This window comes from Citrobacter sp. Marseille-Q5395 (assembly GCF_947057495.1).
Taxonomy (GTDB): Bacteria; Pseudomonadota; Gammaproteobacteria; order Enterobacterales; family Enterobacteriaceae; genus Citrobacter; species Citrobacter murliniae.
On sequence record NZ_CAMSEL010000007.1, the window covers coordinates 263,348 to 285,477 of the forward strand.

Annotated in this window: 15 protein-coding genes; 9 read left to right on the forward strand and 6 right to left on the reverse strand. The window is 51.4% G+C overall.

Annotated features, from left to right (window positions below; all coding sequences use genetic code 11):
• Positions 1-18: 18 nt before the first annotated feature.
• The 4 genes from alkB to OH663_RS10905 all read right to left on the reverse strand — a co-directional run bounded on the left by alkB (position 19) and on the right by OH663_RS10905 (position 4,108).
• A complete protein-coding gene (gene alkB / locus OH663_RS10890; RefSeq protein WP_045445403.1) occupies positions 19-669 on the reverse strand; it encodes a DNA oxidative demethylase AlkB in 651 nt (216 codons plus the stop codon).
• On the reverse strand, positions 669-1,733 hold the full coding sequence (gene ada / locus OH663_RS10895) for a bifunctional DNA-binding transcriptional regulator/O6-methylguanine-DNA methyltransferase Ada (RefSeq protein WP_200010159.1): 1,065 nt from the start codon (positions 1,731-1,733) through the stop codon (positions 669-671). Before ada ends, alkB begins: the two co-directional genes overlap by 1 nt.
• Positions 1,734-1,812: 79 nt before the next feature.
• Positions 1,813-2,868 carry an FAD:protein FMN transferase ApbE gene (gene apbE / locus OH663_RS10900; RefSeq protein WP_200010165.1) on the reverse strand — a complete coding sequence of 352 codons (1,056 nt, stop codon included), beginning with the start codon at positions 2,866-2,868 and terminating at the stop codon, positions 1,813-1,815.
• Between the two features lie 115 nt (positions 2,869-2,983).
• Positions 2,984-4,108, reverse strand: coding sequence for a porin OmpC (locus OH663_RS10905; RefSeq protein WP_045445412.1), 1,125 nt, complete (start codon positions 4,106-4,108; stop codon positions 2,984-2,986).
• Between the two features lie 740 nt (positions 4,109-4,848).
• Between OH663_RS10905 and rcsD the strand changes: the two genes are divergently transcribed.
• The gene (rcsD, locus tag OH663_RS10910) at positions 4,849-7,518 is read left to right on the forward strand and encodes a phosphotransferase RcsD (RefSeq protein WP_045445415.1); all 2,670 of its coding nucleotides are present in this window, start codon (positions 4,849-4,851) and stop codon (positions 7,516-7,518) included.
• Between the two features lie 16 nt (positions 7,519-7,534).
• Entirely contained in the window at positions 7,535-8,185 is a 651-nt protein-coding gene (gene rcsB / locus OH663_RS10915) for a response regulator transcription factor RcsB (protein ID WP_045445418.1), read from the forward strand.
• A 65-nt stretch (positions 8,186-8,250) separates the two neighbouring features.
• On the opposite strand, the gene rcsC is transcribed toward rcsB, so the two are convergent.
• A complete protein-coding gene (gene rcsC / locus OH663_RS10920; protein WP_045445421.1) occupies positions 8,251-11,097 on the reverse strand; it encodes a two-component system sensor histidine kinase RcsC in 2,847 nt (948 codons plus the stop codon).
• A gap of 166 nt (positions 11,098-11,263) precedes the next feature.
• Here rcsC and atoS point away from each other — a divergent pair, with 166 nt between their 5' ends.
• The 6 genes from atoS (at position 11,264) to OH663_RS10950 (ending at position 18,527) form a co-directional block, all read left to right on the forward strand.
• Entirely contained in the window at positions 11,264-13,102 is a 1,839-nt protein-coding gene (gene atoS, locus OH663_RS10925; protein WP_200010371.1) for a two-component system sensor histidine kinase AtoS, read from the forward strand.
• Complete coding sequence (atoC, locus tag OH663_RS10930; protein ID WP_045445434.1) at positions 13,099-14,484, forward strand: acetoacetate metabolism transcriptional regulator AtoC; 1,386 nt, start codon at positions 13,099-13,101, stop codon at positions 14,482-14,484. The genes atoS and atoC overlap by 4 nt, the downstream gene beginning before the upstream one ends.
• 196 nt (positions 14,485-14,680) lie before the next feature.
• The gene (atoD, locus tag OH663_RS10935) at positions 14,681-15,340 is read left to right on the forward strand and encodes an acetate CoA-transferase subunit alpha (RefSeq protein ID WP_200010168.1); all 660 of its coding nucleotides are present in this window, start codon (positions 14,681-14,683) and stop codon (positions 15,338-15,340) included.
• 2 nt (positions 15,341-15,342) lie between these two features.
• Positions 15,343-15,993: a 3-oxoacid CoA-transferase subunit B gene (locus tag OH663_RS10940; RefSeq protein ID WP_045445441.1), complete on the forward strand. Its 651-nt coding sequence runs from the start codon at positions 15,343-15,345 to the stop codon at positions 15,991-15,993.
• On the forward strand, positions 15,990-17,312 hold the full coding sequence (locus OH663_RS10945; protein ID WP_045445444.1) for a TIGR00366 family protein: 1,323 nt from the start codon (positions 15,990-15,992) through the stop codon (positions 17,310-17,312). Before OH663_RS10940 ends, OH663_RS10945 begins: the two co-directional genes overlap by 4 nt.
• 30 nt (positions 17,313-17,342) lie before the next feature.
• Positions 17,343-18,527: an acetyl-CoA C-acetyltransferase gene (locus OH663_RS10950; RefSeq protein ID WP_200010170.1), complete on the forward strand. Its 1,185-nt coding sequence runs from the start codon at positions 17,343-17,345 to the stop codon at positions 18,525-18,527.
• A 43-nt stretch (positions 18,528-18,570) separates the two neighbouring features.
• Here OH663_RS10950 and gyrA read toward each other — a convergent pair whose 3' ends face one another.
• Positions 18,571-21,207, reverse strand: a complete 2,637-nt coding sequence (gene gyrA, locus OH663_RS10955; RefSeq protein WP_045445460.1) for a DNA topoisomerase (ATP-hydrolyzing) subunit A — start codon at positions 21,205-21,207, stop codon at positions 18,571-18,573.
• A gap of 158 nt (positions 21,208-21,365) precedes the next feature.
• Between gyrA and ubiG the strand changes: the two genes are divergently transcribed.
• Positions 21,366-22,094, forward strand: a complete 729-nt coding sequence (gene ubiG / locus OH663_RS10960; RefSeq protein WP_045445462.1) for a bifunctional 2-polyprenyl-6-hydroxyphenol methylase/3-demethylubiquinol 3-O-methyltransferase UbiG — start codon at positions 21,366-21,368, stop codon at positions 22,092-22,094.
• Positions 22,095-22,130: the final 36 nt, after the last annotated feature.

Here is a 22,130-nt window from a genome sequence, read left to right on the forward strand (position 1 = left end):
CAATAATAATTCTTATTTTTATTCCGCTTTACCCGCCTGGCGAAATGTCAGATTGTAACGACAGTCGGCCGTCAACGGATGATACCCCGTCTTAAGCGGCTGGATACCATGGTAAAACAGACGCGATTTCCCTCCCCATACCACCACATCACCATGTTCCAGCAGCAAACGTTTTAACGGATCATTACGCTGCAAACCACCAAACTGAAAGATCGCCGGTAAACCCAGCGACACAGATACAATAGGCGCTCGCAGATCGGGTTCATCTTTATCCTGATGTAACGACAGTTTTGCCCCGGGGTTATAGCGGTTAATCAAGCAGGCATCCGGGTGAAAGTCAGGATAGCCTGCGGCAATTGCTGCCTGTTGACACAGGTCGACAAAAACGTCCGGTAATGGCGGCCAGCCTGCGCCAGTCAGCGGATCAACTGGAGAATAAAGGTAACCGTGCTGATCCGTCGTCCAGCCCAGATGACCACAGTTGGTCATCGCCACCGACATCGTATAACCGCCGGGCGTAACCATCTGGCGAAAAGGCGACAAGGTGGCGACGGATGAGATCGCCTGTAGTAAGGAAGGTGCGGCGTCAAACGCAAAACGTCGCAAAATTACCGCACCGGATGCCAGTGGCTCTTGCCAGGGTTTCGCATCTGCAAAGAGATCGAGCATTATGTTTCCTCGCCGGTAGTTTCACGTTGCAGGAGTTGTGCCTTACGCGCAACGCCCCAACGATATCCCGAAAGCGCACCATCACCGCGGATCACCCGATGACACGGGATCACAATCGCCAGCTTATTCGCCCCGCAGGCGCTGGCCACCGCGCGAACAGCCTTCGGTTTGCCGATTGCGCTGGCCAGTTGCTGATAGCTAACCGTCTCACCACAGGGAATAGCACGTAGCGCCTGCCACACCTGCTGCTGGAATGCGGTTCCCCGGATATCCAGTGGTAAGGACAGTGGCCTGTTGCGCGTGTTAATCACGGCAATCACCTCACGCACATGCAGTTGGAATTGCACATCTGCAGGTTCGTCAAGCGCGGTGGGAAACAGTTCACGGAGCTCCGCTATCAACGTTGCATCGTCATCGCCAAGTAAAATCGCACAGATACCGCGTTCACTTTCCGCCACCAGGCAGCGACCCAGAGCACTGTCCGTAAGCGCGTAGCGCACAGATACGCTGTCGCCGCCTTTACGAAATTGTTTCGCCGTCATGCCCAGCGCCGCATCCGCTTTACGATAGTAGCTGCTGCTGTCGGGGAACCCGGCGTTAAGGATCGCCTGCGTTATCGGCTCCCCTTTCGCCAGCGCATCGCGCAGACGGCGAGCGCGCCAGGACTGCTGCCACGCTTTCGGGGTCATTCCTGTTGTCGCTTTGAACAGACGATGTAAATGGAACGGGCTCATCGCCACCTGTTGCGCTAATTCATCCAGCGTGAGGGGGGACTCTTGCTCTAAAAGCTGACAGGCGAGGGTAATCTTATCCAACCGATGTTGTTGCGCATTGTCTTTGTCCGGCTGACAGCGTTTACACGGCCGATACCCGGCAGCCAGTGCCTGCTGTGCATCCGCAAAGAAGCTGACGTTTTTGCGCAGCGCATGTTTCGCCCGGCAGGAGGGACGACAAAAAATACCGGTAGTTTGAACGGCAAAGACAAACTGACCGTCGGCGTCTGTGTCGCGATCCAACACAGACTGCCAGCGGTCATCATCAGTCAGGCGTAAGATATTTTTCATTTTGGACTCCTTGGTTAAGCATAGCGCTTAGGCTCAGTGTGTCCGCATTGCATGATACAAAAACCCGTATTCTTGCTTTTTAATTTTTGTCGCTGACCAGAAAGCTTTTAAACTGTGGCGACATCCAGGTTTTAAACTCATCGCCCTCTTTCACGATCATATAAACTGCCAGCCCTTCACGACGCACGACCTCTTTGGCTTTATCCGTTCCGAGAACCATCAGTCCGGTATCCCAGCCGTCGGCTTCAAGCGCCATCGGAGCAATTACCGTCACGGACACCAGATTGTGTTCGATCGGTCGACCGGATTGCGGATCGATAACATGTGACAGACGCTTGCCATCCAGTTCGTAATAATTACGGTAACTACCGGAAGTACTGATCCCGTGCCCGTTAATATCCACAATCGCCTGCACCGCGTTTTCGCGATCGGTTGGTTTCTGAATCGCCACACGCCACGGATGCCCCTCGGCGTTCATTCCCCGGCTGTTCAGCGCACCGCCCACGGAGACCAGATAACGAGCGATCCCCTCTTGTTCCATCAGGCGGGCCAGATGATCAGCGGCATAACCTTCTCCCACGGTGGAGAGATCAACGTACAATTCCGGCAAATCTTTTTGCAGGTAGTTCTGATGGGCCTCATTAACGACCTTCAGATGCGAAAGGCCAGTCTTCGCTTTTGCTGCATCAATTTGCGCCTGAGCAGGAATATGAACAGGTTGCTGATCCGGACCAAACCCCCACAGATTAACCAGCGGCCCAACGGTGATGTCCATAGCCCCATCCGTTTTTGCGCCGATACGTAACGCAGACGTTACAATATCCGCCAACGCGTCATTTACCGGCCATGGTGACAGGCTTTTCGACAGGTTAAAGCGCATCAATGCAGAATCGTTTTTATAGGTAGAGAGAAGCTGATCGTCAGCATCAAGCTGAGTCTGGATCTTCGCCTGCAATTCCCCGGCGCGTTTGGCATCTATTCCCACCACACTGACCCGCCAGAAGGTTCCCATTGTTTTACCTTCCAGTACCGTGGCGGTCGGTGACGGGAGCTGAGCCGATTTCGGGGCCTCATCGCACCCGACAAAAAAGATCGTTGCAGCCAACAGGGCTACACGACAAAAATTCATATCCATACGTGATTATCCTCATGCAAACGGGCGCAAGAGTACACCAAAAATAGTTGTTTGTACGTCAGAAAAACGGCATTAAAAAAGGGCCCGCAGGCCCTTTGACAGAGATAAATGCAGATTAGAACTGGTAAACCAGACCCAGTGCTACGATATCATCGGTAGCAATGCCTGCAGCCTGGGTGAACGCATTGTCATCCAGCAGGTTGATTTTGTAATCAACATAGGTAGACATGTTTTTGTTGAAGTAGTAAGTCGCGCCAACATCAACATATTTCACGATGTCCTGGTCACCGAAGTTAGTGAAGCCATTGCTGATGTCTTTACCTTTTGACTGCAGGTAAGCAACGGACGGACGCAGACCGAAATCAAACTGGTACTGAGCCACAACTTCAAAGTTTTGTGCTTTGTCTGCGAAGCCATAAGCAGCAGTCTGGTTGCTGCCATTAGAGGTACCGAAACGGGTAGCGTTGTAAGACTGGGAGTACTGTGCTGCCAGGTATACGTTGTTCGCATCGTATTTCAGGCCACCGGTATAAACCGTTGCACGATCGCCGTTGCCGTATACGCCAACAGCATTTTGGTCAGCAGTACGTTTAGAGGTAGTAATCGCACCACCGATACCGAAGCCAGCACCCAGATCATAAGTCAGTGATCCGCCGTAACCGTCGCCATTCTGAGTCAGCAGGCTACGACCACTTACGTTTTCACCGCTTACGCTACCATTTTTACCCTGGTACTGCAGAGCAAAGTTCAGACCATCAACCAGGCCGAAGAAATCAGTGTTACGGTAAGTCGCATAACCGTTACCACGCTGCTGCATGAAGTTATCAGCACCGTAGGTGTCGCCGCCAAATTCTGGCAGGACGTCAGTCCAGGACGTAACATCATAAGTCACGCCATAGTTACGACCATAATCGAAAGAACCTGCATCAGCGAATTTCAGACCTGCGAATGCCACACGCGTCCAGGCGTCGTTGCTGGCTTCACTCTGGTTACCCTGAATCTGGTATTCCCACTGGCCGTAACCGGTCAGTTGATCGTTAACCTGGGTTTCGCCTTTGAAGCCGATACGCATGTAAGTTTTATCACCATCATCACCTTTGTTATCGGAGAAATAGTGCAGACCATCGACTTTGCCGTACAGGTCTAATTTGTTGCCGTCTTTGTTGTAAATTTCAGCCGCATTTGCTGCGCCTGCCACCAGCAGAGCTGGTACCAGGAGGGACAGTACTTTAACTTTCATGTTATTAACCCTCTGTTATATGCCTTTATTGCTTTTTTATGCCACTGCATACTGATTAACGTTCATTAACCAGTCGGCAACTTCATTCTCCGCAAAAACACAGAATAATCCAACACGAATATGATACTAAAACTTTTAAGGTGTTTCATTTATCACCATAGATGTTTCAAAATATTAATATAAGGGAACTTTTTTAAATGTAAAAAACAGCCAAAATAAGCACGAATAATCAAGATTCATTACAAAATGCTTAAAAATCAAATAATTGAGTTAGATTTACTCATAGCACTGAATGACAAAACAAAATCTTCACTCGCAACTAAAATAGTTCCGCTATCATCATTAACTTTATTTATTACCGTCATTCATTCATGAATGTCTGTTTACCCCTATTTCAACCGAATGCTCTGCGTTCGGTTTTTTTTTACCCTTCTTTACACAAAACTTACCATCCTGTGCTAACTCTCCTAAACTATAACGATTATTAACCCTCTCATCTCGCATTCATCACGTATAAATCCATTAAATAATTTCTTGTTATTTAATGCTAAATTCTTAGGTCTTGCATTTATATTTGTACCTCACTCTGTACGCTGTACACCTTTACAGCGCTATGGCAGCAGCGAAATGCGCGGTAAAAAATGCTGTACTACGGGCGTTGCGTTAGTATGGCAATTCATACATTACCCTTTATACTGCCCCATCATCTTTAGCGTCGTTTTAACAGGTCATAAACACGAATGAGTCAGTCAGACACAACGGTTTCTACCCGATTCTCCCTGTTGCCGGGAAGTATTACCCGTTTCTTCTTATTACTGATCGTTGTGCTGTTGGTGATGATGGGCGTGATGGTCCAGAGTGCGGTTAACACCTGGTTAAAAGATAAAAGCTATCAGATAGTTGATATCACTCATGCTATCCATAAAAGGGTCGATACCTGGCGGTACGTAACCTGGCAGATCTATGACAACATTGCCGCCACAACCACCTCCTCTACCGCCGACGGGCTACAAGAGACTCGCCTTAAACAAGATGTTTACTATCTTGAAAAACCCCGCAGAAAGACCGAAGCGCTTATTTTCGGTTCACACGACAGCTCGACGCTGGAGATGACCCAGCGCATTTCGACCTATCTGGATACGCTGTGGGGAGCGGAGAATATTCCGTGGTCAATGTATTATCTGAATGGTCAGGACAATAGCCTGATCCTTATTTCAACGCTGCCGCTAAAAGATCTCTCTTCCGGCTTTAAAGAGTCAACGATAGGTAATATCGTCGATTCACGCCGTGCTGAAATGCTGCAGCAGGCCAACGCGCTGGACGAACGTGAAAGCTTCTCCTCCCTGCGCCGCCTGGCCTGGCAAAACGGACATTACTTCACGCTACGTACTACATTTAATCAGCCGGGGCATCTGGCAACCGTCGTCGCTTTTGATTTGCCAATTAATGATCTTATCCCACCAGGAATGCCGCTGGACAGCTTCCATCTGGAACCGGATGCCACCTCAACGGCCGAACATCTTAATGAAAAAGAATCACCTGACAGCGTCAGTATCAGCTTTAACAACAGTAAAATTGAGATCTCCTCTGCGCTGAACTCAACGGATATGCGACTTGTCTGGCAGGTACCGTTTGGTTCATTGCTCCTTGAATCTTTGCAAAGCATCCTGCTACCGCTATTACTGAATATCGCCCTGCTTGCCCTGGCGCTGTTTGGCTATACCACCTTTCGCCACCTCCCTGCCCGCTCGACCGACGTGGCGCCAAACCTTGCCGCCAATAATGAATTACGCGTTCTGCGGGCCATTAATGAAGAGATTGTTTCCCTGCTGCCTCTGGGTTTACTGGTACATGACCAGGAGGCGAACCGTACGGTCATCAGTAATAAAATTGCCGACCACCTGCTGCCGCATTTAAATCTGCAAAACATTACCAGCATGGCGGAACAGCATCAGGGCATGATTCAAGCCACTATTAATAATGAACTGTATGAAATCAGGCTGTTCCGCAGTCAGATTTCACCGCGTACACAGATCTTTATCATTCGTGACCAGGACAGAGAAATTCTGGTTAATAAAAAGCTGAAACAAGCACAGCGTCTGTATGAGAAAAACCAACAGGCCCGCGCTGCCTTTATGCAGAATATAGGCAGTGCTCTGAAAGAACCCGCCAGAATACTTGCCGTCAACGCTGCCGCGCTAAATACGCCTGACAGTCAGAAGCTGGCAAATCAGGCTGATATTCTGGTTCGTATGGTGGATGAAATCCAGTTGGCTAATATTCTGGAGAGCGACACCTGGAAAAGCGACCCAACGCTGTTTTCCATTCAGACGTTAATTGATGAAGTGGTCCCTGAAGTTCTGCCGGTGATTAAACGTAAAGGGCTACAGTTGCTAATCAAAAATCACCTCAGCGCCAGTGACGAGCGCCGTGGCGACCGCGATGCTTTGCGCCGCATTCTGATGCTGCTGATTCAGTATGCGGTAACCACTACCCAAATTGGTAAAATTACCCTCGAGGTTGACCAGGACGAGTCGGAAGCAGAACGTCTGACCTTCCGTATTCTGGATACTGGTGAAGGGATCACGTTAAATGAAATTGATAATCTGCATTTCCCGTTCATTAATGAAACGCAGAGCGATCGCTACGGTAAAGCAAATCCACTAACATTTTGGCTGTGCGATCAATTAGCCCGTAAACTGGGCGGACACCTGAATATTAAAGCACGGGAAGAACTTGGAACACGCTATATAGTCCATGTTAAAATGCCACTGCATGACCAGCATGCTGACATTGAAGAACGCCTGTTGGATGACGTCTGCGTGATGGTTGATGTCACCTCTAATGACGTACGTAGCATTGTGTTACGTCAGTTAGAAAACTGGGGAGCAACCTGCATCACGCCCGATGAACGGTTAAATAGTCAAGAATATGATCTCTTTTTAACTGATAATCCGTCTAATCTTACTGCCTCGGGCTTGCTTTTAAGCGATGATGAGTCTGGCGTGAGGAAAATTGGCCCTGGTCAGTTGCGCGTCAACTTTAATATGAGCAATGCGATGCAGGAAGCTGTCCTGGCGCTAATTGAAGAACAACTGGCGCAGGAAGAGATCCAACAACTCCCTCTCGGCGGAGATGAAAACGCCGAACTTCATGCCAGCGGTTACTATGCGCTCTTTGTGGACACAGTACCGGATGATGTTAAGAGGTTGTATACTGAGGCAGCAACCAGTGATTTCGCTGCGTTAGCTCAAACCGCCCATCGCCTGAAAGGCGTGTTTGCCATGCTTAATTTGGTACCCGGCAAGCAGTTATGTGAAGCGCTGGAACATCTTATTCAAGAGAAGGATGCTCCAGGTATAGAAAAGTATATCAGCGACATTGACAATTACGTCAAGAGCTTGCTGTAGCAAGGTAGCCCAATACATGAACACTATGAACGTAATTATTGCCGATGACCATCCGATTGTGCTGTTCGGCATTCGTAAATCACTTGAGCAAATCGAGTGGGTGAATGTTGTCGGCGAATTTGAAGACTCCACTGCACTAATCAACAATTTGCCAAAATTAGATGCCCATGTGTTGATTACCGACCTCTCCATGCCTGGAGATAAATACGGTGACGGGATCACGTTAATTAAATACATCAAGCGTCATTTCCCGAGCCTGTCGATTATCGTTCTTACCATGAACAACAACCCGGCTATCCTGAGCGCAGTACTGGATCTCGATATTGAAGGGATCGTCCTTAAACAAGGTGCGCCAACTGACCTGCCGAAAGCGCTGGCTGCGCTGCAAAAGGGCAAGAAATTTACCCCGGAAAGCGTCTCTCGCCTGCTGGAGAAAATCAGTGCCAGCGGTTATGGTGACAAACGTTTGTCACCAAAAGAGAGCGAAGTCCTGCGCCTGTTTGCCGAAGGTTTCCTGGTCACTGAAATCGCTAAAAAACTCAACCGCAGCATTAAAACCATCAGTAGCCAGAAAAAGTCTGCGATGATGAAGCTCGGTGTGGAAAACGATATTGCATTGCTGAATTACCTGTCGTCCGTGACGTTGAGTCCGTCAGACAAAGACTAATTCACTTAGAGCCTGGCTCTAAGCTCAGAAATGCCTGATAGCGCGTTACGCTTATCAGGCATTTTTTATACCCGCGTTTTTCTGACCCGCTCTGCATAGACCGCCAGCGTTTGCTTCAGCACATCTAACGTCACAGGCTTGGACAGACAACTATCCATACCTGACTCCAGGCATCGCTGCTTCTCTTCTGCTAACGCATTAGCCGTCACACCGACAACCGGCAACGTTAAGCCCAACTGGCGAATGCGCTGCGTCAGACGATAACCGTCCATATTCGGCATATTGACGTCACTCAGCACAATGTCGATATGGTTTTTGCTCAATACATTTAGCGCATCCACACCGTCATTAGCAGTTTTACACTGATATCCCAGCGATCCCAGTTGATCGGCCAACAAACGGCGGTTTATCGGATGATCGTCGACCACCAGAATCATCATGTCATCGTTCGTGCTACCGATCTTATCCGGGGCTGGTAGCGCGCTGGAAAGTTCTTCATTGCCCAGTTCAACGCTGTAAATATGCGCCAATAGCACAGGCAACTCGTGCGGTGATGCCACACTGTGCACCCACTCACCCGGCGCTCTTTCCAGCGGAATACCAATATGGCGACGGCAGAAAATAACCGCTGCTCGCCCCTTCCAGGCCTGTTCCTGCGCATCATCAGCAATCAGTACATCATCCGCCTCAGGCTGCTGACCTTCATAGCGCAGTACTGTCATCCCCGCACTCGCCAGGCTGGTTTCGATAAAGTGATACAGCGAGGCGTTACGCACCGCCAGCCAGCAACGCGTACCCGCAAGGCCTTCAGCCCCTTTTTTCAACGGGTATTGCGCACCATAAAGTGGAATACGCAACGTAAACTGGCTACCCATTCCCGGTTCAGAATCAACGGAGATATCTCCGTCCATCATGCTGATCAGTTTTTCACAAATTGCCAGCCCCAGCCCGGTTCCCTGGAAATTGCGCTGCACCCCTGTCCCCACCTGGAAGAAAGGATCAAACAGGCGCACGACCTCTTTGGCCGGAATGCCCACGCCGGTATCGCGCACGCGAATACTGAGGTAGTCACCGCTGCACTGCACATGCAGCACAATACAGCCGGTATCGGTGAATTTAATCGCATTGCTCAACAGGTTAGAAATCACCTGCTGCAGGCGCATCGGATCACCATTTAACGCCACCGGCACATCCGGTTCGATAAAACAGTACAACCCAAGTTGCTTGCGAACCACCAGCGGCAGGTAGTTGGCGGTAATATGGTTCATCACTTCTCGCGGCGAAAACTCACGCGGCTCAATCTTCAGCTGTTCAGATTCGATTTTCGAGAAGTCGAGAATATCGCTAATAATTTTCAGCAACAGACTGGAGGAGTTATTCATCGCCGTCACCAGGCGATCCACCCCATCAGGAAGTTCCTTCGTTTGCAGCAGGTCGAGATTACCGATAATGCCATACAGCGGGGTACGCAGTTCATGGCTCACCGTCGCAAGGAACATCGATTTAGACTGGCTTGCCTGTTCCGCCGCCTGAGCCATCTCCTGCAACGACTCTTCCATTTTGACGCGAGCGCTGACATCCACCAGTACACAAATCGCTACGTTTTCATTGCGATAACGTGAGTGCACAAAGCTGATTTGCAGATTGGTATTATTGCTGGTTAGCACATCAACAAAATTAACCTGCTGGCCGCAGATAATTTGCGTTAGCCGTTGCCGGTCCTCATGCGTCAGCATGTTCAGGTAGGTATGAGCCAGCTCATTGCTCAGGATGTTAATGCCGTCTATGGTGCGCAGAATACAAATGCCGACCGGCGCGGAAGCAACAATTTTACGGTTAAACTGCTCATGTTCTTCCAGTCGCTGCGCGTCACTTTCCGCAGGAATGAAGATACGTCGCTCATACATACGCATGAGCATAAATAGTGCCGCACCCACCAGCACATTCAGCAGAATCGCGTTCAGGATCAGCATGCGGATCCGCTCCAGTACCATATCGACCGGAACGGAATAGACAATGCTGAGTGATGATGGCGGCAGATTTTTCTTCAACACCAGCTCACGAAAACCCGGCGTATAACCAAACCAGGAGCGTTCCTGCATCCAGCGCGGTTCAGCTTTGATATTGCCTTCTGGACCGGTCAACGAAATCAACGCATGACCATTTTCATCGAGGATTGTCACACCCATCGGCAAGTTGCCTGGTGTGAAGAAATTCTCCATACGAATAGGCTGCTCCACACCCAGCATCGCCTGCAGGCGATTCGCCAGATAAACTGGTGTAAGCGCATAAAAATACCCTACACCGGGACGCGGCCCCTGGCTTATCCAGAACAGGTTATTGCCGTTTTCTTCCTGTGGCGCGTTACGGTATTTGATGATGCGCTCATGTAGCGCTTTCAGAGCGACGTCACGTTCAACAGGCATATCACGCAGGCCGAAATTGGCCATGCAGAGGTTATCACTGCCGATCAGGAACACACGATTCAAATCGTAAGCGGCAGAAAAATTGTCTCGCCAGTAGCGCATAAACCACGCCAGCGATTCCAGCGATCCGCGCCAGGTATTCCCCATTACCGTACAGTCGGAATCGGCAAACAACGGCTCAAAATTAGGCACGACGGTTTTATCGTCCCGTGCCCGTTGGGACATCACACCGTTTTCCGCCGTTAAGCGATTTTCAGCAATATATTTCAGCTCTTTTATCACGTCAGAAGTGCGCTGAATGTAGCGTTGGGCCTGATCGGAGCTGAGGTTAAACTCCTGACGAATCTCAGACTCTCTCTGATGCAACGCATTCACAATGTAGAACACTGAAGCAAAAGCAATCAGAAGCCAAACCAGTAGCGCCAGCGCCCTGAACAGATAGCGTGAAACTTTTAGGGTTGCATGAACGGAAGCAAGGTATTTCAAAAGGGCGAAGCTCCGCCTCAGGGAATCAATAAAGTGTGGTTAAGGTAGCGGGAAATGCCCCGCATCGCAATGCCATCTCTTTGCGGGAGTATGATAGACCGCTGAGAAACCGTTGCCTCAACCCGTGATAATCGTGTTTGACCAAACACACTACATGGATGTCATGATGCGCAATCTGAAAGGGCTCATATGCCGCTTATATCCGCGACGTTTACGCAATCAGATGATCATGATGGCCATTCTGATGGTGATTGTACCAACAATATCTATTGGTTATATCGTAGAAACCGAAGGCCGTTCAGCAGTCTTATCTGAAAAAGAGAAAAAATTATCATCGGTAGTAACCCTGCTGAACGATGAGTTGGGCGATCGCTTTAGCCACTTCGATAATCTGCCGCGTGAAGCGCGTATTCGTGCGCTTAATGAAGAGCTGAGCTCCATTACAGAACGGATCACACAGGCGTTTCCCGGCGTGGGTGCAGGGTATTACCACAAAGCGCTGGACGCGATTATCACCTATGCACCCTCTGCGCTTTATCAAAGCAATGTTGGTATCACCATCGCGCCAGACCATCCCGGACATGAGGTGATGGACAGCAACACCCCCGTGGTCTATTCAGGGCGACAAGTTCGCGGTGACATTCTCAACTCAATGATCCCAATAGAACGGCATGGTGAAGTCATTGGTTATATCTGGGCTAACGAACTGACGGAAGATATCCGCCAGCAGGCCTGGCGAATGGACGTCAGGATTATTGCCGTTCTGGCAGCCGGATTAGTCAGCAGCCTGCTACTTATCGTTCTCTTTTCACGCCGATTCGGCGCCAATATCGACATCATCACTGACGGGCTCTCGACGCTGGCGCAAAAAACCCCAGCTCGTCTTCCTAACCTGCCCGGCGAGTTGGGACAAATTAGCCGCAGCGTCAATGCGCTGGCACAAACATTACGCGAAACCAAAACGCTTAACGACCTGATTATTGAGAACGCCGCAGATGGCGTCATTGCAATCGACAGACAGGGTGACGTCACCACCATGAACCCGGCGGCGGAGCAGATAACAGGCTATAAGCTGCATGAGCTGGTTGGGCAATCCTATGCAAAGCTGTTTGCTAACACAGGGTTCTACAGCCCGGTGCTGGATACCCTGGAGTACGGTACCGAGCATGTCGCACTGGAGGTCAGCTTTCCTGGGCGTGAACGAACTATTGAGATAAGCGTCACCACCAGCCGAATCCATAACGCTCATGGCGAGTTGATCGGCGCACTGGTGATCTTCTCAGATTTAACAGCCCGCAAAGAGACACAACGCCGGCTGGCACAAACGGAAAGGCTCGCCACACTCGGTGAACTAATGGCCGGGGTGGCCCATGAGGTACGTAATCCTCTGACGGCAATACGCGGTTATGTCCAGATCATCCGCCAGCAAACTTCTCAGCCGGAGCATCAGGAGTATTTATCCGTTGTGCTAAATGAAATTGATTCAATTAATAAAGTTATCCAGCAACTGTTGGACTTCTCACGCCCGCGGCAAAGCCAGTGGCAACAGGTTCGACTCAATGCGCTGATTGAAGAGACGCTGATCCTCGTGCAAACCTCCGGTATTCAGGCCCGTATCAGCTTTACAACAGAATTAGATGCCAGCCTGACAGCGATCGTCGCCGATCGAGAACTGCTCAAACAGGTGATCCTGAATATTTTAATCAATGCAGTACAGGCGATAGGCGCACGAGGTGAAATTCGGATCCGCACCTGGCAATACACCGCTTCGCAGCAGGCAGTAATGATTGAGGATAATGGCAGTGGGATTGATATCGCCTTACAGAAGAAAATATTCGATCCATTCTTTACCACAAAAGCGTCAGGCACAGGTCTGGGACTGGCACTGAGCCAGCGCATAATCAATGCGCATCAAGGGGATATCCATGTAGTCAGCATGCCTGGCTGCGGCGCAACTTTCACTCTTATTTTACCGATCAATCCTCAGGGAACCTTGTCAGAATGAAAACCACATACCGTATTCTCATCGTTGATGACGAAGAAAATGTCCGCCGTATGCTTACCACGGCCTTTTCGCTGCAAGGACATGAGACACACTGTGCCAGCGACGGCAAAGCAGCGCTTAGCCTGTTTGCTGACACACAGCCCGATGTGGTGCTGATGGACATTCGTATGCCAGAAATGGATGGAATCGACGCACTGAAAATCATGCGAACCCAGCAGCCACGGATCCCCGTCATTCTGATGACGGCCTACGCCGAAGTAGAAACGGCAGTAGAGGCATTACGTAGTGGCGCATTTGACTACGTGATTAAGCCGTTTGACCTGGACGAACTTAACCTGGTGATTCAACGCGCATTGCAGTTACAGGCGATGAAGCAGGAGATCCGCAGTCTTCATCAGGCCCTCAGCACCAGCTGGCAATGGGGGCATATCCTTACGACCAGCCCGCTGATGATGGATATTTGCAAAGATACGGCAAAAATCGCGCTCTCACAGGCAAATGTACTGGTTAGCGGTGAAAGCGGCACGGGGAAAGAACTGATAGCCCGCGCAATCCATTACAACAGCCGACGTTCCAGCGGTCCGTTTATAAAAATAAACTGTGCCGCGTTACCAGAATCATTGCTGGAGAGCGAGCTGTTTGGTCATGAAAAAGGCGCATTTACCGGCGCGCAGACATTACGGCAAGGATTGTTCGAACGCGCTCATCAGGGGACGCTGTTGCTTGATGAAATTGGTGAGATGCCGCTGGTTCTACAGGCGAAACTACTACGAATTTTGCAGGAACGAGAATTCGAACGCATCGGTGGGCATCAAACCATTCGCGTTGATATTCGTATTATTGCCGCCACCAATCGCTGCCTGTACACAATGGTAAAAGAAGGAACCTTCCGCGAAGACTTGTTTTATCGGCTAAACGTGATTCATCTGGCCCTGCCCCCATTACGTGAACGCCGTGAAGACATCGCTCTGTTAGCTAACCATTTTTTACAAAAATTCAGTTCGGAAAATCAGCGAGATATCATTGAAATTGATCCGACAGCCATGTCAATCCTCACGGCCTGGCCATGGCCGGGAAATATTCGCGAACTGTCCAACGTGATCGAACGCGCGGTGGTCATGAATACCGGTGCGGTAATTTTTGCTGAAGACCTGCCCGCCCAGTTCCGCTCTCCCGTAAGCGCAATAACGGAAGTAAAACCCGCCCAGACCGGAGAGCGGAACCTGAAAGAAGAGATTAAACGCGAAGAAAAACGGATCATTGTTGAAGTCCTCGAACAGCAGGACGGAAACCGAACCCGCACCGCGCTAATGCTGGGGATCAGCCGACGCGCCCTGATGTATAAATTACAAGAATATGGTATCGACCCGTCAGGTTCCTGAGACAAAATTTGCTATGCAGAATTTTGCACACTGCGCAAAACTCTGCATAGTTCATTGACTTCCCGCTCACATCCCGCTTAAAAATAATCAATATAACTCAATGAGTTAGAAATTTTCACATCTGTATTATCATTCTGGCACCCTGCTTGCAATTCCCTGAGCGTACCCAAAATGGAGTATGTCAAAGGGAAACATAATGAAAACAAAACTGATTACCTTACAAGACGCCGCAGGCTTCTTTCGTGACGGCATGACCATCATGGTCGGTGGCTTTATGGGTGTTGGCACACCGCCTCGCCTTGTCGAAGCCTTACTTGAATCTGGCGTCAGGGATCTGACGCTAATTGCCAACGATACCGCATTTGTCGATACCGGGATCGGACCATTGATCGTCAATGGTCGGGTAAGCAAAGTGATTGCTTCACACATTGGCACCAATCCTGAAACCGGACGCCGCATGATTGCAGGCGAGATGGACGTCCAACTGGTTCCGCAGGGCACTCTCATTGAGCAAATCCGTTGCGGCGGCGCGGGTCTCGGCGGTTTTCTGACGCCAACCGGCGTTGGTACCGTAGTTGAAGACGGCAAGCAAACCATGACGCTTGATGGCAGAACCTGGCTGCTCGAACGCCCGTTACGTGCAGACCTGGCGCTTATTCGCGCTCACCGCTCAGATATGCTGGGCAATCTTACCTACCAACTCAGCGCCCGCAATTTCAACCCACTGATTGCCCTCGCCGCCGACATCACGCTGGTTGAGCCAGATGAAATGGTCGAAACAGGTGAGCTTCTTCCTGGCCAGATAGTCACCCCTGGCGCCGTTATCGACCATATCGTTATTCCACAGGAGAGCTAATCATGGATGCTAAACAACGTATTGCGCGCCGCGTGGCGCAAGAGCTTCGCGATGGCGATGTTGTAAATTTAGGCATTGGCCTGCCGACGATGGTCGCCAACTACCTGCCAGATGATATTCATATCACGCTACAGTCTGAAAACGGTTTTCTGGGACTTGGTCCGGTAACGACCGCGCATCCTGATCTGGTTAACGCGGGTGGACAGCCGTGTGGAATTTTGCCGGGTGCTGCCATGTTTGACAGTGCCATGTCATTTGCGCTTATTCGCGGTGGCCACGTCGATGCCTGTGTACTCGGTGGGTTACAGGTCGATGAACAGGCTAACCTCGCCAACTGGGTCGTCCCCGGCAAAATGGTACCAGGCATGGGCGGCGCGATGGATCTGGTGACGGGTGCTCGTAAAGTGATTATCGCCATGGAACATTGTGCGAAAGATGGCTCGGCGAAAATCCTCCGTCACTGCACGATGCCGCTCACTGCTCAGCATGCAGTGCACATGCTGGTGACCGAGCTTGCTGTCTTCCGTTTCCTTGATGGCAAAATGTGGCTCACGGAAATTGTCGAAGGCTGCGATATCGCTACTCTGCGTGAGAAAACTGAAGCGCAGTTCGACGTCGTCAGCGATCTGGTCATCCAGCGAGGTGACGAATGATTGGCCGTATATCTCGCTTTATGACGCGCGTGGTCAGCCGCTGGCTTCCTGACCCACTGATTTTTGCAATGTTGCTCACGCTGCTGACCTTTGGGATCGCGCTATGGCTGACGCCGCAAACCCCGATAAGCATGGTGAAATTCTGGGGGGATGGGTTCTGGAACCTGCTGGCGTTTGGTATGCAGATGGCGCTGATCATCGTAACCGGTCATGCGTTAGCGAGTTCAGGGCCGGTTAAAAGCCTGCTGCGCACGGCGGCCTCAGCAGCAAAAACCCCCGCTCAGGGTGTGATGCTGGTGACTTTTTTTGGTTCGGTTGCCTGTGTGATCAACTGGGGTTTCGGTCTGGTTGTTGGGGCGATGTTTGCCCGTGAAGTCGCCCGACGGGTCCCTGGTTCCGATTATCCGCTGCTGATTGCCTGCGCCTACATCGGTTTTCTCACCTGGGGTGGCGGTTTCTCCGGCTCAATGCCGTTGCTGGCAGCAACGCCGGGCAACCCGGTTGAGCATGTCGCGGGGTTGATCCCCGTCGGCGATACCCTGTTCACCGGTTTTAATATCTTCATCACGCTGGCGCTGATTGTAGTGATGCCGTTCATCACGCGCATGATGACGCCGAAGCCGTCTGATGTCGTCAGTATCGACCCTAAGTTACTGCTTGAAGAGGCGGATTTTCAGAAGAAATTACCCGCGGATGCCCCGCCGTCAGAAAAACTGGAAGAGAGCCGTATTCTGGCCCTGATCATCGGTGCGTTAGGAATTGCTTATCTGGCCATCTATTTCGCCGAGAAAGGCTTCAACATCACCATTAACACCGTCAATCTGATGTTTATGATTGCTGGTCTGCTGCTGCACAAAACGCCAATGGCCTATATGCGCGCCGTCAGCGCCGCAGCACGCAGTACCGCCGGGATCCTGGTGCAATTCCCCTTCTACGCCGGTATTCAGTTGATGATGGAGCACTCAGGTCTCGGCGGACTGATTACCGAGTTCTTCATCAACGTCGCCAATAAAGACACTTTCCCGCTGATGACCTTTTTTAGCTCTGCGCTAATTAACTTTGCCGTGCCATCAGGCGGCGGACACTGGGTTATTCAGGGGCCATTCGTTATGCCAGCTGCGCAGGCACTTGGCGCTGACCTCGGCAAGTCAGTCATGGCTATCGCCTATGGCGAGCAGTGGATGAACATGGCGCAACCGTTCTGGGCGCTGCCTGCACTGGCTATCGCCGGGCTGGGTGTGCGCGACATCATGGGGTACTGCATCACCGCCCTGCTCTTTTCCGGGGTCATTTTTGTTATCGGTCTGACCTTGTTCTGACGGCAACCACTCACTTTAAAGGAACAGAAGATGAAAAATTGTGTCATCGTCAGCGCGGCACGTACCGCTATTGGCAGCTTCAACGGCGCCCTGGCGACCATCAGCGCCATCGAACTTGGGGCTACCGTAATTAAATCCGCACTTGAGCGCGCCCACCTTGACCCGCAGCAGGTTGATGAGGTCATCATGGGTAACGTGTTGCAGGCAGGTCTCGGACAAAACCCGGCACGCCAGGCATTGTTAAGAAGTGGTCTCTCCGACACCATTTGCGGTTTTACCGTCAACAAAGTGTGCGGCTCAGGTCTCAAAAGCGTCGCACTTGCCGCGCAGGCAATTCAGGCCGGGCAGGCACAGGCAATTGTCGCCGGAGGTATGGAAAACATGAGCCAGGCCCCCTACCTGTTAGACGCCAAAGCCCGCTGGGGGTATCGCCTCGGAGATGGACAGCTATCCGATGTCATCCTGCGTGACGGTCTGATTTGCGCCACCCACGGTTACCATATGGGGATCACGGCTGAAAATGTTGCCCGTGAATACGATATCAGCCGGGAGATGCAGGATGAACTGGCGCTGATTTCGCAACATAAAGCAGTGGCTGCGATAAATTCCGGCGCGTTTCAGGCGGAAATAGTGCCCGTCAGCGTGACATCCCGAAAAAAAACCATTGTCTTTGAGCGTGATGAATTTCCAAAAGCTGACTCTACGGCTGAAGGTCTTGCCGCGCTGCGTCCGGCCTTCGACAAAGCAGGCACCGTCACTGCAGGTAATGCTTCGGGGATCAACGATGGTGCTGCAGCCCTGGTAATAATGGAGGAATCTGCGGCGCTGGCTGCGGGACTGAAACCTTTGGCACGTATTAAAGCGTACGCCAGCGGCGGCGTCGCACCAGCGATGATGGGAATGGGGCCGGTACCGGCGACGCAAAAAGCGCTGCAACTGAGCGGGCTGCAACTGTCCGATATCGATCTTATCGAAGCCAACGAGGCGTTTGCCGCGCAGTTCCTGGCGGTGGGTAAAACGCTGGGCTTTGATACGCAAAAAGTTAACGTCAACGGCGGGGCTATCGCGCTTGGTCATCCTATCGGTGCCAGCGGAGCACGTATTCTGGTCACGCTGCTTCATGCCCTACAGGCGCGGGATAAAACGCTCGGACTGGCAACGCTGTGTATTGGCGGCGGTCAGGGAATTGCGATGATAGTGGAAAGGATGAACTAAAAAAAAGGGCCGGATTTCTCCGGCCCTTCTCATAACAGCTTAATTACTCTTCTGCGTCATCCGCAGCATCGTCATCGCTTTCCGCTTCAGGCGCGATATCATCGTCCCCTTCTGCGGCGCTACCGTCGATAGAATCAAGCTCTTCATCATCAACCGGTTCAGCAACACGTTGCAGACCCACGACATTTTCATCTTCCGCAGTACGGATGAGGATAACGCCCTGGGTGTTACGCCCTACCACGCTGATTTCCGACACGCGAGTACGCACCAGCGTACCGGCATCGGTAATCATCATGATCTGGTCGCTATCTTCAACCTGCACCGCGCCAACAACAGAACCGTTTCGCTCGGTGACTTTAATTGAGATAACGCCCTGCGTCGCACGAGACTTGGTCGGATACTCTTCTGCTGCGGTACGTTTACCGTAGCCGTTCTGCGTTACGGTCAGGATGGCACCTTCACCGCGCGGAACAATCAGAGAAACGACTTTGTCTTCTCCTGCCAGTTTGATACCGCGTACGCCAGTCGCAGTACGACCCATCGCACGGACGGCGTCTTCTTTAAAGCGCACCACTTTACCGGCGGCAGAGAACAGCATAACTTCATCGTTACCTGCTGTCAGATCCACGCCAATCAGCTCGTCGCCTTCGTTAAGGTTAACCGCAATGATACCGGCAGAACGCGGACGGCTGAACTCGGTCAGCGCCGTTTTCTTCACGGTGCCGCTGGCGGTTGCCATAAAGACGTTCACGCCCTCTTCGTACTCGCGTACTGGCAGAATAGCGGTAATACGTTCGTTAGCTTCCAGCGGCAGCAGGTTGACGATTGGACGTCCACGCGCGCCACGGCTCGCTTCCGGCAGCTGGTACACCTTCATCCAGTACAGACGGCCACGGCTGGAGAAGCAGAGGATCGTGTCATGGGTGTTGGCCACCAGCAGGCGGTCGATAAAGTCTTCTTCTTTAATACGTGCTGCTGACTTACCTTTCCCGCCACGACGCTGTGCTTCGTAGTCAGTTAACGGCTGATATTTAACGTAGCCCTGATGAGACAAGGTCACGACAACATCTTCCTGGCTAATCAGATCTTCGATATTGATGTCAGCGCTGTTGGCAGTGATTTCAGTACGACGCTCGTCGCCGAACTGTTCACGGATCAGCTCCATCTCTTCACGGATAACTTCCATCAGACGATCGGCGCTGCCCAGAATGTGCAGCAGTTCAGCGATCTGCTCCAGCAGCTCTTTGTATTCGTCGAGCAGTTTCTCATGCTCAAGGCCAGTCAGTTTCTGCAAACGCAGATCCAGAATCGCCTGGGCCTGCTGTTCTGTCAGATAGTACTGACCGTCACGCACGCCGAACTCAGGTTCCAGCCATTCAGGACGCGCGGCGTCGTCACCAGCACGTTCCAGCATGGCGGATACGTTACCCAGTTCCCAGGAACGGGCAACCAGCGCAGCTTTCGCTTCAGCCGGGGTTGGCGCACGGCGGATCAGTTCGATGATCGGGTCGATGTTTGCCAGCGCAATCGCCAGCGCTTCAAGGATGTGTGCACGATCGCGAGCTTTACGCAGTTCAAAAATAGTACGGCGTGTAACCACTTCACGACGGTGACGCACGAAGGCTGCGATAATGTCTTTCAGGTTCATGATCTTCGGCTGGCCATGGTGCAGTGCAACCATGTTGATACCGAAGGAAACCTGCAGTTGGGTCTGAGAGTAGAGGTTGTTCAGGACCACTTCCCCGACCGCGTCGCGTTTTACTTCAATCACGATGCGCATACCGTCTTTGTCAGACTCGTCACGCAGCGCGCTGATGCCTTCAACGCGTTTGTCTTTCACCAGCTCAGCGATTTTCTCGATCAGGCGTGCTTTGTTCACCTGATACGGAATTTCATGCACGATGATGGTTTCACGACCGGTTTTCGCGTCAGCTTCGACTTCCGCACGCGCACGAATGTACACTTTGCCGCGACCGGTACGGTAGGCTTCTTCGATACCACGACGACCGTTGATGATCGCGGCGGTCGGGAAGTCCGGGCCAGGAATGTGTTCCATCAGCCCTTCAATGCTGATGTCTTCATCGTCAATGTATGCCAGACAGCCGTTGATCACTTCCGTCAGGTTGTGCGGCGGAATGTTGGTCGCCATACCTACCGCGATACCGGACGAGCCGTTCACCAGCAGGTTAGGAATTTTGGTCGGCATCACGTCAGGAATACGTTCGGTACCGTCGTAGTTATCGACGAAATCAACCGTTTCTTTTTCCAGGTCAGCCATCAGCTCGTGGGCGATTTTCGACATACGGATTTCCGTATAACGCATCGCTGCTGCGGAGTCGCCATCGACAGAACCAAAGTTACCCTGACCATCCACCAGCATATAACGCAAGGAGAATGGCTGCGCCATACGAACAATGGTGTCGTAAACGGCGGTATCACCATGAGGGTGGTATTTACCGATTACGTCACCAACGACACGGGCAGATTTTTTATAGGCTTTATTCCAGTCGTTGCCCAATACGTTCATGGCGTAAAGTACGCGACGGTGTACCGGCTTCAGGCCATCTCGGACGTCCGGCAGCGCACGGCCAACAATGACCGACATCGCATAATCCAGATACGAGCTCTTCAGCTCTTCCTCAATGTTGACCGGTGTAATTTCTCTCGCAAGGTCGCTCATCTAACCGCTATCCCTCTACTGTATCCCGGATTCAAAGGTCGCAAATTATAACACACCCGTGCAGATTCAGGTAAATGGATTCCCCCAGAGAGAGGCTTTATTCATCCCGTCAGGCTGATATACTCGTTTGTATTGCTAATTCAGGAGTAGAAGCCCCAATGAATGCCGAAAAACCCCCGGTAACTCACAACGTTGACCATGAAGAAATTGCCAAATTTGAAGCAGTCGCGTCGCGCTGGTGGGATCTTGAGGGCGAATTTAAGCCTCTGCATCGCATTAACCCACTGCGCCTGGGCTACATTACCGAGCGCTCAGGTGGACTGTTTGGTAAAAAAGTTCTCGACGTCGGTTGCGGCGGCGGCATTCTGGCGGAGAGTATGGCGCGCGAAGGTGCTACGGTCACCGGTCTGGATATGGGCTTTGAACCGTTACAGGTAGCCAGACTTCACGCGCTGGAAAGCGGTATTCAGGTTGAATATGTGCAAGAAACCGTAGAAGAGCACGCCGCAAAACATGCGCATCAATATGACGTTGTAACCTGCATGGAAATGCTGGAACACGTTCCGGATCCGCAGTCAGTGGTCAGATCCTGCGCCAGGCTGGTAAAACCGGGTGGCGAAGTCTTTTTCTCCACGCTTAACCGCAATGGCAAATCCTGGCTGATGGCGGTGGTCGGGGCGGAATATATTCTGCGCATGGTGCCAAAAGGCACACATGACGTGAAAAAATTTATTAAGCCCGCTGAGTTGTTAGATTGGGTTGACCAGACAGTACTGAAGGAACGTCATATGACGGGTCTGCATTACAACCCGATCACTAACACCTTCAAACTGGGCCCAGGCGTCGACGTTAACTATATGGTACATACCACCGCACAAGCCGAGTAACACGCTCCATTACAAAGGCCGGATAAAGGGTTCTCC

Excerpts from the sequence above, each read along its gene's own strand:
- apbE (WP_200010165.1), bottom strand. The coding sequence starts at position 2,868 with ATGGATATGAATTTTTGTCGTGTAGCCCTGTTGGCTGCAACGATCTTT.
- OH663_RS10940 (WP_045445441.1), top strand. The coding sequence starts at position 15,343 with ATGGATGCTAAACAACGTATTGCGCGCCGCGTGGCGCAAGAGCTTCGC.
- OH663_RS10950 (WP_200010170.1), top strand. The coding sequence starts at position 17,343 with ATGAAAAATTGTGTCATCGTCAGCGCGGCACGTACCGCTATTGGCAGC.
- OH663_RS10905 (WP_045445412.1), bottom strand. The coding sequence starts at position 4,108 with ATGAAAGTTAAAGTACTGTCCCTCCTGGTACCAGCTCTGCTGGTGGCA.
- ubiG (WP_045445462.1), top strand. The coding sequence starts at position 21,366 with ATGAATGCCGAAAAACCCCCGGTAACTCACAACGTTGACCATGAAGAA.
- atoD (WP_200010168.1), top strand. The coding sequence starts at position 14,681 with ATGAAAACAAAACTGATTACCTTACAAGACGCCGCAGGCTTCTTTCGT.
- gyrA (WP_045445460.1), bottom strand. The coding sequence starts at position 21,207 with ATGAGCGACCTTGCGAGAGAAATTACACCGGTCAACATTGAGGAAGAG.
- rcsD (WP_045445415.1), top strand. The coding sequence starts at position 4,849 with ATGAGTCAGTCAGACACAACGGTTTCTACCCGATTCTCCCTGTTGCCG.
- atoC (WP_045445434.1), top strand. The coding sequence starts at position 13,099 with ATGAAAACCACATACCGTATTCTCATCGTTGATGACGAAGAAAATGTC.
- atoS (WP_200010371.1), top strand. The coding sequence starts at position 11,264 with ATGCGCAATCTGAAAGGGCTCATATGCCGCTTATATCCGCGACGTTTA.
- rcsB (WP_045445418.1), top strand. The coding sequence starts at position 7,535 with ATGAACACTATGAACGTAATTATTGCCGATGACCATCCGATTGTGCTG.
- OH663_RS10945 (WP_045445444.1), top strand. The coding sequence starts at position 15,990 with ATGATTGGCCGTATATCTCGCTTTATGACGCGCGTGGTCAGCCGCTGG.
- ada (WP_200010159.1), bottom strand. The coding sequence starts at position 1,733 with ATGAAAAATATCTTACGCCTGACTGATGATGACCGCTGGCAGTCTGTG.
- alkB (WP_045445403.1), bottom strand. The coding sequence starts at position 669 with ATGCTCGATCTCTTTGCAGATGCGAAACCCTGGCAAGAGCCACTGGCA.